Origin of the sequence: Paenibacillus tundrae, from assembly GCF_036884255.1 — a bacterium.
Classification (GTDB): domain Bacteria; phylum Bacillota; class Bacilli; order Paenibacillales; family Paenibacillaceae; genus Paenibacillus.
In genome coordinates, this window is sequence record NZ_CP145605.1 from 943,749 (window position 1) to 954,924 (window position 11,176).

Annotated in this window: 12 protein-coding genes; 9 read left to right on the top strand and 3 right to left on the bottom strand. The window is 43.6% G+C overall.

Features of this window, described 5'->3' with window-relative positions:
- Positions 1-49: 49 nt before the first annotated feature.
- Entirely contained in the window at positions 50-802 is a 753-nt protein-coding gene (locus tag V6W81_RS04170) for a class I SAM-dependent methyltransferase (protein WP_338541687.1), read from the bottom strand.
- A gap of 275 nt (positions 803-1,077) precedes the next feature.
- Here V6W81_RS04170 and V6W81_RS04175 point away from each other — a divergent pair, with 275 nt between their 5' ends.
- The 5 genes from V6W81_RS04175 (at position 1,078) to V6W81_RS04195 (ending at position 5,305) form a co-directional block, all read left to right on the top strand.
- A complete protein-coding gene (locus tag V6W81_RS04175; protein ID WP_145052985.1) occupies positions 1,078-1,497 on the top strand; it encodes a VOC family protein in 420 nt (139 codons plus the stop codon).
- Between the two features lie 340 nt (positions 1,498-1,837).
- On the top strand, positions 1,838-2,437 hold the full coding sequence (locus V6W81_RS04180) for a TetR/AcrR family transcriptional regulator (RefSeq protein ID WP_145052873.1): 600 nt from the start codon (positions 1,838-1,840) through the stop codon (positions 2,435-2,437).
- Between the two features lie 67 nt (positions 2,438-2,504).
- A complete protein-coding gene (locus V6W81_RS04185; protein WP_145052871.1) occupies positions 2,505-3,728 on the top strand; it encodes an MFS transporter in 1,224 nt (407 codons plus the stop codon).
- A gap of 131 nt (positions 3,729-3,859) precedes the next feature.
- Positions 3,860-4,024, top strand: coding sequence for a DUF3934 family protein (locus tag V6W81_RS04190; RefSeq protein WP_338541689.1), 165 nt, complete (start codon positions 3,860-3,862; stop codon positions 4,022-4,024).
- Positions 4,025-4,204: 180 nt separating this feature from the next.
- The gene (locus V6W81_RS04195) at positions 4,205-5,305 is read left to right on the top strand and encodes a PsbP-related protein (protein WP_338541691.1); all 1,101 of its coding nucleotides are present in this window, start codon (positions 4,205-4,207) and stop codon (positions 5,303-5,305) included.
- Between the two features lie 240 nt (positions 5,306-5,545).
- On the opposite strand, the gene V6W81_RS04200 is transcribed toward V6W81_RS04195, so the two are convergent.
- Entirely contained in the window at positions 5,546-6,640 is a 1,095-nt protein-coding gene (locus V6W81_RS04200) for a hypothetical protein (RefSeq protein WP_338541693.1), read from the bottom strand.
- A gap of 322 nt (positions 6,641-6,962) precedes the next feature.
- Between V6W81_RS04200 and V6W81_RS04205 the strand changes: the two genes are divergently transcribed.
- From V6W81_RS04205 to V6W81_RS04220, 4 genes are all read left to right on the top strand, one after another.
- On the top strand, positions 6,963-7,586 hold the full coding sequence (locus V6W81_RS04205) for a deoxynucleoside kinase (RefSeq protein ID WP_338541694.1): 624 nt from the start codon (positions 6,963-6,965) through the stop codon (positions 7,584-7,586).
- The gene (locus V6W81_RS04210) at positions 7,583-8,239 is read left to right on the top strand and encodes a deoxynucleoside kinase (RefSeq protein WP_338541695.1); all 657 of its coding nucleotides are present in this window, start codon (positions 7,583-7,585) and stop codon (positions 8,237-8,239) included. The genes V6W81_RS04205 and V6W81_RS04210 overlap by 4 nt, the downstream gene beginning before the upstream one ends.
- 325 nt (positions 8,240-8,564) lie before the next feature.
- Positions 8,565-9,044: a hypothetical protein gene (locus V6W81_RS04215; RefSeq protein ID WP_056692692.1), complete on the top strand. Its 480-nt coding sequence runs from the start codon at positions 8,565-8,567 to the stop codon at positions 9,042-9,044.
- Between the two features lie 443 nt (positions 9,045-9,487).
- Entirely contained in the window at positions 9,488-9,667 is a 180-nt protein-coding gene (locus V6W81_RS04220) for a hypothetical protein (protein WP_338541697.1), read from the top strand.
- A gap of 310 nt (positions 9,668-9,977) precedes the next feature.
- On the opposite strand, the gene V6W81_RS04225 is transcribed toward V6W81_RS04220, so the two are convergent.
- Positions 9,978-10,727, bottom strand: coding sequence for a MerR family transcriptional regulator (locus V6W81_RS04225; protein WP_338541699.1), 750 nt, complete (start codon positions 10,725-10,727; stop codon positions 9,978-9,980).
- Positions 10,728-11,176: the final 449 nt, after the last annotated feature.

Below are 11,176 nucleotides of genomic sequence, written 5' to 3' on the forward strand. Positions count from 1 at the left end.
AGGTCTGGTGGGCTGTTTTTTTGTTAGTTCTTAGCTAGACTATAGAGCTTTATTTGCGAGCTGTTATCAGGAAACGTGCAGCGTTCGTCCGAATTCCCAGATCACACTGATATTGCTGAATCAAATGCTGGAGCGTCTGCACATCTGTAACTTGTTCTCCGAAACCGGGAATGATCGGCGCATGAGTCAGCAGGAAGAGTAGATCTTCTGGGCGAGCATAATACTCGGTCGCATTATATTCCTTGAGTTGAATATCACGGAATCCAGCTTCATGCAGCTCGTTCACGTATCTCTCCGCTAATGGGCTTGTTGGCAAGTCTTCGGTTGCCTCCAAGCCGAAGGCTTCTTTGATGTTATATTTATCATTTTCCCGAACCTGCTGGGTCAGAAACATGCCTCCATCAGCAAGTACACGATATGCTTCTGATGCGCAGAAGGGAGCATGTCTGCAAGCAATCATATTGAAAAATTGATCGGGGAATTGAAGCTGCTCGGCATTCATCTGCATAAATCGGACGTTGGAGCGCCCTGACGCAAGAAGATTACGCTGTGCAGTCTGTATCATGCCGTGGGAAAGGTCAATCCCTACAAGTAATGATGCAGCCTCGGCATGCGAGAGCAATGCTTCTCCGCCACCTGTGCCAATGTCGAGTAAGAGGTCAGAGGGACGGATATGGTGTATAACTTCAGTATACAGATCCCATAGGACGCCTTCGGATACAACCTGCATTGAACTGAAATCCCAACCGTTGATTGCCCCGATCTGTTCATAAAAAGCTTCATATTGTATAGTTTGTTTCATTCGTTATTCCTCCAAATTTGTGTAGTTACAATGAGTGTTGTTATTCAAGTTCGATACAGTAATCTCTACCGAGTTAGGTCAAGAAGACAGACGTATCCCTGCATAGCTGGTACGCGTTTTGACCCAGCCCGACCTCTAATTACTTCGAACAAATTGGAATAACATCCTTGTCACCTCACCATTTGGAATATAACTAGTATAATTCATTTGACAGCCTATATGCGACATGTTATTTTGGGTTGGGAATCTAATCCAATAGATCGAGGTGATCGATGGTGGCTGTAAGTGCTAAGCAGATTTTTGTTAACCTACCCGTCAAAGATTTGAATAAATCGGTGGAGTTTTTCACCAAGATTGGGTTTGAGTTTAATGCTAATTTTACGGATGAGTCAGCTACCTGTATGATCATTGGGGATAACATTTATGCTATGCTGCTGGTGGAAGAGCGTTTCCTATCGTTCATTCCTAAGAAAATCTCTAATGCTGCCGAGACGGCCGAAGTCATCGTTGCGCTATCCGTAGATAGCCGTGAACAGGTCGACCAGATTGTACAAGCTGCTCTGGATGCAGGCGGCAAGCACTACAATGATCCGCAGGATCATGGATTTATGTATGGCTGGAGCTTTCAAGATCTGGACGATCACCTATGGGAAGTATCTTATATGGATCTGAGTGCATTCCCGACAGAGGAATAATTGGAAATTAAGCAAGTTAACATTCAATTGTATGTATGAAAGTGAGATAGCCTTGTATGCCAATGAACTCGGGAATATTCGGGTACGTGCAGGACAACAATAAATGGTATGAAGTAAGTAAATAAAAGTAGCTAAGAAGGTGCCAGCTGGCACCTTCTTTGTTGTACATCACACGGTCGTTAGTGCTGGAAAAGAAGGAAGGATTGCGAAGAGGCGAACTTGGTATGTAATTTTTGTCATGAAAACAATCTGGCTAGATATTGCTTAATCAACATTCATCCGTTAAAATATAGAACGAATGTTCAGTATGCAAGTAGTAGGTAAGAAATGGAGTGAAGGAATGAACAAAAAGCAACTTCAAACAGAGCAGACGAAGAAGAAACTAGCGGATGCCTCTAGAGCTCTTTTTGTACAAAAAGGCTATAAGGCAACATCCATTGAAGATATCGTGGCGGCAACAGGAAGCAGCAAAGGCAATATTTATTACCATTTCAAAAGTAAAGAGGGTCTCTTTCTATACTTGATTGATGAATGGGATCGGGAATGGGAAGAGAATTGGACAGCCAAAGAACATCTCTATCGCACCTCTACCGAGAAAATTTACGGTTTGGCCGAACAGCTTGTCCTGGATGAGATGAATCACCCATTGACCAAGGCAGCCGATGAATTCTTCACAGGAGAGAAGAAAGAGAACGATATCGAAGAACGCATCACGGTGATGTTTGAGCGGCATATTCAATTTAACAGACAGTTGGTACAAGAGGGGATCGAAAGCGGAGAGTTCAAGGCTGACAACGTAGATAACCTCGCGCTTATATTAGAAAGTACCATTATCGGACTGAGTCACATGTCGCGCAGCATGGAGCCAGAACAGGCTCTTGCCTTATACCGTCATGCTGCAAGTGTATTCTTGCACGGCATTGCAAAAGATAAGGATTGAACATAGGTTGCCACTTGAGCGGAGTATATGAAAAGGCAACATTTTGACAACTACGGAGGATGCAATCATGGCTTTACTAACGCGCAATAGGGGCGCATTACTATTATTAATGGTTAATATTTTTCTCGTCTTTACAGGTATAGGTCTTGTTGTGCCCATTATGCCTGCGTACATGGAGCTACTGCACATTACCGGATTCACGGTGGGGCTGCTGGTAGCGGCATTTTCCTTCACACAGTTTCTATTCTCCCCGGTTGCGGGTCGTTGGTCCGATGCTTTGGGGCGTAAAAGGATTATCGTCGTCGGTATGTTAATTTTTGCTGTATCCGAATTTATGTTTGGTGCGGTTAATGCACCTGTGCTGCTCTTCGCTGCACGTATGCTTGGCGGAATTGGCGCAGCGTTGATCTTTCCAGCAGTTATGGCCTATACCGCAGATATTACGACAGAGGAAGAACGCGGCCGAGGCATGGGATTAATCAATGCAGCGATCTCCACCGGGTTCATCATTGGACCTGGTATCGGTGGTTATCTGGCTGAGTTCGGTATTCGGATTCCGTTCTATGCTGCAGGTGTTGCCGGTTTGTTAGCTGCAATCATCACACTGGCCATTTTGCCAGAGTCGACACGTAGTCCGGCAACAAGTAAACCTGATATGGGAGCAGCCCAAGCGAAGGTTAAAACGCAGAGTTTGGCATCCCAATTGCTACGATCGTATCAAGCGCCTTACTTTTTCAGTTTGATTATCGTATTCGTGATGGCATTTGGACTTGCAAACTATGAGACGGTATTTTCGCTGTTTGTATATCAAAAATTCGGGTTTACAACACAAGATATTGCGTTCATCATTACATTTGGCTCCATTGCAGGGGCTGTAGTGCAGGTTGCTCTCATCGGCTGGTTACTGAACCGGTTTGGGGAGAAGAAGGTCATTTCGGTATGTCTGTTTTTTGTAGCGTTGTTTGTCATGCTGACCTTATTCGTGCATACGTACTGGCTGATTCTGGTCGTTACCTTTATTGTGTTCCTCGGAATGGATATCTTACGCCCGGCAATCAGTACACAAATGTCGAAATTAGCAGAGGAGCAGCAGGGCTTTGTAGCGGGATTGAATTCAGCGTACACAAGTCTAGGCAATATTGCAGGGCCGATTGTTGCTGGGGCATTATTTGATGTGAATATTAACTATCCGTACGTTTCTGCTTCAATTGTACTGGGGATTTGCTTCCTATTATCGATGTGGGTGCTTCGAGGAGGCAAACAGGCTGGACAATTGAAAGCCGAAATGTAACGATTAACGATATTTAAAGTGATATTTTGTTATAATAATAGATGCTGGAAGTGAATAATTGGGCTGGGTCACGATGAACGTTATCTAGGATGGTCATTTTTAAGCATATACAGGATTATTGGAGTGATTCGATGAGTAAATCTAAAGGTGGCGGAACAGGCCGCGGTACGGGCAAAAAAGGCTGGAATCGCTGGCAAGCGAGTGCCAATCGTGCCAAAAGTGCACCGAAGCCCTATAAGAGCAAGGGTACGAAGAAAAAGGATGATATCGAAACCTCAAATGACAAGTCCCAGTGAGTGGGGACTGGCAAAGCGTGAGGTGTTCATGATGAAGAGATCTGACCTAAAGACAAGGGCAGGTCTCTTTTTTATGTTGATCCCCCTTTATTATTACATCCAAATCGCCGATATAAATGGTAAAATTCACCTCTATATTCTAGGGTGATTCTCAATATTTTATCAAAGGAGTCTTTACCATTGAAGCATGTTGCTAAAGTTATTGTACGTACCGCTATACTGAGCTTGTCCGCGATGGCTACCCTTACTGGATGCAGTACACCTTCTACACCCTCCGATGTATCTGAGCTCACCATCAACTCGGAGTCCATCGGTTCCTCAAAAGATGCTGTGGAAAAGCTCGTAACGTTCTATCCTCAGCAGAAAGAACTATCAGTCAGCCTCCCCTCCGAATGGGAAGTTGTCACGGAGGAAATCAGCCCGTCCCTTTTAAAATTAGCTACAAAGGATCAAACGAAATCACTTCGAATTGACCGAGTGAACCGTGAAGACTATATTCCAGACATGTCATTGACGGATTATATGGTTCGGCATCAGGAAAACATAAATGCAGCACAAGAGTCGGTAGATACAAGTTATGAGGTCATTAGAACAAGTCAGTTGATAATTGACCAGCAAGAAGCTTATGTAAAAGAAGGACGCACGAAATATGGCAAACATCAATACGGACACATTACCGCATTTCTAGAGACAGACCAGCATTTCTATATCATTACATACACGAAGATGTACCAATTTACGGCAGCAGATCAGGAGTTTTTTGAACAACAAGTGGCTAAGCATTTTAAAATTTTGAATGACCAGCCAACGGACTATAGCACATCTTCGGCAGAATTGGTTGCCCATCAAGGAAAATACGCACAGTTCCAGATTAGCACACCTTCCAACTGGCAGGTTCATGCATTTGATCTGTCGGAATCAGCGCTGGATGTATCTTTGTCTGAGAATAATGAGCAGTTGTCGGTTTACCTTGCATCCAAGGATGAGTTCGATTCAGACCTAACATTGGAGGAATACGGACGATACGTCGCCGAAGTCTACGCGGATGGTAAGGATACTCCCATACCTGAGATGATACCTGTTGAGATTAACGGTCTAAAAGGCATACAGCTGGAAGCACATTACGTGGATAATAAACGCCAAATCGTTGAGCTATGCACTATTCTGGAGTCCCGGGATCACTTTGTGGAAATCGTGTTCTACACCACAGAGAGCCGCTTTGACCGGGTGAAGAACGATTATCAAATCTATACGCGTACATATGTAGAGCCTGCAAGATGATATAATTTCTCCGAATGGGGCAACCGCTTGTATCGCTGCTGTAATCATCGTACTTGATAAATCCTGATATAAAACAAAATAACCTTCTTACAGAGCCGGAAGTCAGGTCATCAGCAAGAAGGTTATTTTAAGGTTCGTGTATGAAACTGATAAACGCTACACAAGTTGTAGAGGAAGCACTTCACTTTGATTTTAAAGCAAATATGCAAGTGAAGCTTCACTGTTTAAGACTTGCTCTATTTACTGTTCCTCGTGGTAGCTCTCCGTCGATTCCAGGTATGTTTGCTTCATTTGGTCATATCGATCGCTCGTAGCAGCGAAACTAATGACCGCAAAGTGATCTGGATATTCAAGAATCGTAAATAAGTAGCCGAGCTTTGCCTTGTCCACAGTAGCATGAAGTTCAAGCTGTATACCTGGTCTGCCATCAATCTCTATAGCCAACCGATCTGACTCCGTGACATCACTCAGAAATTCCATCTCGTATTCCATATAAGCATCAAAATACTCATCCAGTGTTGTTCCAGGGTCGAACTCAGACTTCAGATGTTTCAAATGCATCATAAAATCACCGTTTAGAGAAGTGGCATCTAGATCGTTATCAACCTCCCTTTTCATTTCACTAAACCAATCTGAAGGGATACGCATTGAGGTCTTCCCATCCTCTGATTTAATAACTTTGGTAGAACCAGAAGTCGGTTCGGTTTCAACAACAGCAGGCTGATCGTTCAGAATTCGCATAGATTGGGCAATCTGGGTGAAGATTTTCCGATCGTTATCGTTCAATTCACGTTGGCGGATGAAATAAAGATGGTAGTAGTGATTTTCCTTCTCAAGTGAAGCACTGAGGAAGTTCCCTGTCATTGCAGGCAATGCCATTGTTCCTTCGGTAAGGTAGGCTTCTGCGGAATCAATGTTCATACTTCCTGTTCGTTTCGATTCGTATGTACCACCATCAGCGGAGGAGAACTCATCATCCCAGTTTTCCACAATTTCCTCAAGAGATGATTCTGTTCGATCTTCTCGGTTATCTCGTTGAATCATAAGGATGCCCTCGCCGTTTTTCTCCATGGCAGACAATAAAATAGGTGATCCTGGTTGTGGGAAAGTATTCCAATCAAGTGGGACGGTGATTTCAACTTCATTCTGTGCTGAAGATAGAACATGATTCTGTTCTTCGGTCTGTGTTTCTGTTTCCGTAGCTACAGGTGCTGGGCTGGAGGTACTAGCTTGGGTAGCACACCCGGTCAGCGTAAGAGTGAGTGCAGTGGCGATCGTTATTGTTCGTGGAAGTGAACGCGTTGTTTTCATGAATTGGTGAATCATGTTCAGCAATCTAATCTCTCCTTAGAGCATGATGATATGTAGTAATATACAGGCTCGGTAGTCTTGTATGTGGATTAAAATATAATAATAATAGTAAGAGGGTTATTTTACCATTTATTAAATCGTTTGAATATATAACTTTAGACTTATAGTTCCAAAAGTGGATACAAGGGTCTTTCATCCGATGAATGTTTAGCTCTGTTACGTGAATACGCATAATATTCATCTTTACATAAAATACTGGCCTTCGACGCTACGAAGCTGTGATACAATAGGTGAGGTCTATAGAGAAACGGAAACACGCATAAGCACGAGGAGGAACAGGAACACGATGAAATCAGCCCCATTTATTGCTGTGGAGGGTCCAATTGGTGCTGGGAAAACAACACTTGCAACAATGCTTTCTCAGGAGTTGAATCTTCCACTAGTGAAAGAAATCGTAGAAGAGAATCCATTTCTGGCTTCCTTTTATCAGGATATAGATGAGTGGAGTTTCCAGCTTGAGATGTTTTTCCTATGTAATCGGTTTAAGCAATTGGAAGACACCGGCGCTCACTACGTACAGCAACATACACCCGTCATTTCGGATTATCATATCTACAAAAATATGATTTTTGCCGAACGCACTTTGAAAGGTACGAAGCGGGACAAGTACCGTCAAATCTATCATCTGTTAACCGATGACCTGCCAAAACCTAACGTGGTGCTATATATCGAGGCAGAACTCGCTACATTGATGTATCGGATCAACAAGCGAGGCAGATCCTTCGAGCAGGACATGGATCCTGGTTATATGGAACAGCTTATTGCTGATTACAAAACAGGCATGGCCTATTTAGCAGACAGCCCTAATCCTCCGATTATTATTAAAGTGGATGCAGAAGCACTCGATTTTGTAGAGCATCCAGAACATTTCAAGCAGATTGTTAATCAGGTAAAGGAGTATATCACATGAACAACTATGGCATTCCGACAAATGCATTAATTACCGTCGCAGGTACGGTTGGTGTGGGTAAATCCACACTGACAGCAGCGCTTGCGGAGCGTTTGAATTTCAAAACCTCTCTGGAACAGGTAGATCATAATCCGTATCTAGAGAAGTTTTATCATGATTTTGAACGGTGGAGCTTCCATCTGCAGATCTACTTCTTGGCAGAACGTTTTAAGGAGCAAAAGAAGATTTTTGAAATGGGTGGAGGATTCGTACAGGATCGTTCGATCTATGAAGATACGGGGATCTTTGCACAGATGCACGCGGATCAAGGTACAATGTCTGCAACGGATTTTGAAACCTACAGCAGCTTGTTCGAGGCTATGGTTATGACGCCATATTTCCCGCATCCGGATGTACTGATCTACCTGGAAGGCAGCTTGCCATCCATTCTGAACCGGATTACCGAGCGTGGACGTGAGATGGAGATTCAGACAGACCGCTCGTATTGGGAGCATATGCATGAGCGTTACTCCGTATGGATTGATCAATTCACAGCTTGTCCGGTACTGCGCTTGAACATTGATGAATATGATGTGCATGATTCGGCATCGGTTGATGCGATTCTGGTACAGATTGCGGCTGTGATTACACCAGCGAAGGAAGCACAGCGTTAAGCATATCAGCTTGCTGAAGCTCTAAGGCTTAATTAGAAGAAAAGCATGTTTAAATAGAATGGAATGGACTCTCCCTATGTCATGTTGAATAGTGGGGAGTTTTTTTATGTTTTTTTGTGTTTGTGTGGCTGAGGTTTGACGATGTCCCCCCGGGGAATTGCACGATTTTAGCGGGTCATGAAATGCACGCCATTGAGCTAGCGTGGGTATCGCTTACAACTTCATCATCATAGAAAATGGTTGAATTAACGAATAAAATGTGGTTTTATTAGTTAGGTGAATTTTGGAAAATAAGCCTAAGCATGACTCAGGAGGGAAAGACATCGTGGAAGAAAAGCAAGGAATCAAGATTGGGATGCCGATTATCGGCGGGTTAATTGCAGCAATTGTGGGTGGTGCCGTATGGGCTGCAGTGGCAGCAATGACTGAGTATGAGGTAGGTTTAATTGCAATTCTCATTGGGGCACTAACAGGTTATGCTGTCGTGTTGTTGTCCAACAAACGGATTGCAACAGTACATAAAGTGATTGCGGTCATTTTTGCGCTTGTCGGCATTGTATTAGGGAAATACATGACGGTGGTTTATTTTGCATCCGAGATGTTTGATGAAAGTTTTATGCAATTGGTATTTGACGGCGAGATCGTCAATGCGTTTATCGAAACGTTCTCGGACTATTTCGGTGAACCGATGGATCTGTTGTTTATTGGTCTTGCAATCGTATCCGCATGGCAGATTCCTGGCCGAATGGCGAAAACCAGTATGGCAACCGAAGCCTCATCCACAGACCACGCTCCACGAGCATAATCAGTTGAGGTAGGGAGCAATGGGGTAGAGATGGACAAGATCGGGCAAAGTTGTATGAAGTAGGAGAGCAGGAGAGCATGCTTCCACTGGGGTCAATCGAACGAATCGATAGCATGTGTCAATAATAAAAGCATGGCTAGTAAATCCAGTAATTCTGCATAGTCCTATATTCTTCATTCCAAAAAATCTCAGAGTGAATGTGCCGAGAGGCTCCTTCACATTGCGGCTGAGACACAAGCAAGAAGGGACGTAACGCCAGAAGGCGTGCGTCCCTTTTTTGGTGATGATATTTTACCTTGTGAATAGGTGAGAATATAGGCGTGTGTGAATCTGGCCTGTGTGAATCTAGAGAGAACCTCACTAGGGCGTGTCTGCGTCTAGAGTTAACCTGAGTCCAAGGTGTGTCTGAAAATGCTGTGAAAACACGCTGGAGGAAGTCGTATTTGAAATTTTTGTTCCAAGCAAGGATGTTATCCGCAGACAAGCCTAGACAGCTTAGGCAGCTTAGGCAGGACAAGAGAAAGTGGCACAACAGGGCGAGAAAATGGTGGACGATGCCCTTAAATATGACACAGTGGGGCGAAGAGATGGTGGAGATGCCTGTAAGTGAAAGTGAGATTTAAATTGACGACGTTCGGATGAAGCACCATCTCTAACGAACTCAGACAGCCTTATTGGCGGGAAAATGGCATTCAGGAAATTCTAACGAATCGTTGACACGTTAATACGTCGTTGGGACGCGAGAATTAGACCTTTTGCATGGTATTTCGGAATATAACGTTGCTCAGATTCGTTACTATTTCTATTCATCGCGATACAGCCAAATAAGGTGTCTCAGATTCGTTGTTTTTAGATCACGCGACATGATTTATTCGTTTTCAGACATGCCCTAATTCATATGCTCTTCCTTAAGTTTAACGGGCTGGGTTGTACTTAGTCTGTTTGCTGCTGATCTGCAAAGATCGCCATGGCTTCTTTCATAAACGCAGCTAATCCTTCGCCAAATTGGTCAATGTTACGAGTGAAGCGTTCATCATCCACATACATCTGACCTAATCCTCGAAAAGCCTCAGGTGAATAATGTCCCATCTGATTCAGATAGCTGTACCACTCCGAAATGACCGCTTGGGATTCAGCCGATGCGGGTGAACTGTCACGAAGCGTTGCCAAATGAGTAAAAATGCTATTCATCTGATCTGACATTGCCTTTTGTTCGTTGGGTGATGAGCGTTGTAACTTTTCATTCGCCTGGTCTACGGCTTTATTTCCCCAGCGCTGACGCGCTTCCTGTTCATATGGGTTCTCCTTGAAGTTAAAACCTTCAAATTGTTCCTTCGTTGTCATATCGATGTCTCCTCTCATATGCAGAACACTTTTATCAATGGTGGCAATCATACGGTCTAATCGTTCTCTTTTCTCCATAAGGATCTGGCGGTGCATCTGAAGTGCTTCCTCCCGGTTGAAGGAAGGGCTATTTATGATGTCTTTGATATCTTTCAGTGAGAAGTCGAGTTCTTTGAAAAATAATATCTGCTGCAGCATGTCTATATTGGCATCTGAATAGAGTCGATACCCTGCTGTAGTGACTTCATCCGGTGTTAACAAACCAATCTCATCATAGTGATGCAGTGTGCGCACACTGATCGAGGCGAGCTCGGCGACTTCTTTTACCTTCATGGCCATGGTTCCAACCTCCTTACATCACCGATTGTACAGTGTCACGTTACGTGAGAGTCAACCCTGTCAACTTTGAATGTAGCACCTAAACTAACTTTTAATGAGAAGCACAGTAGGATGGAGAAACTGAAGTGAATGATAGGAAGCCGAGAGGAAGCAAACAGGAAGAAAACAAGAAGAAAACAAGAAGCATACAGGATCACAATCCGACCGTTGTATCATATTTTATATGTAGGGGTGTGAATCGTTACGCCATACTAATCAATGATCGTGAACTGTTACCGAAAGTAATATTCGTAGACAAATATTCACAGACGGTTTGTGAACATAAATGAGGTGGCTTCAACATTATAGGTATAGACAATCTTGCTAATATTGATGCAAATGAAGTCTTTGAATTCAAGCGTAAATTCAATGCGGAGTTTTCTGGGGTATATCTAACTGTGTCGGAGGTT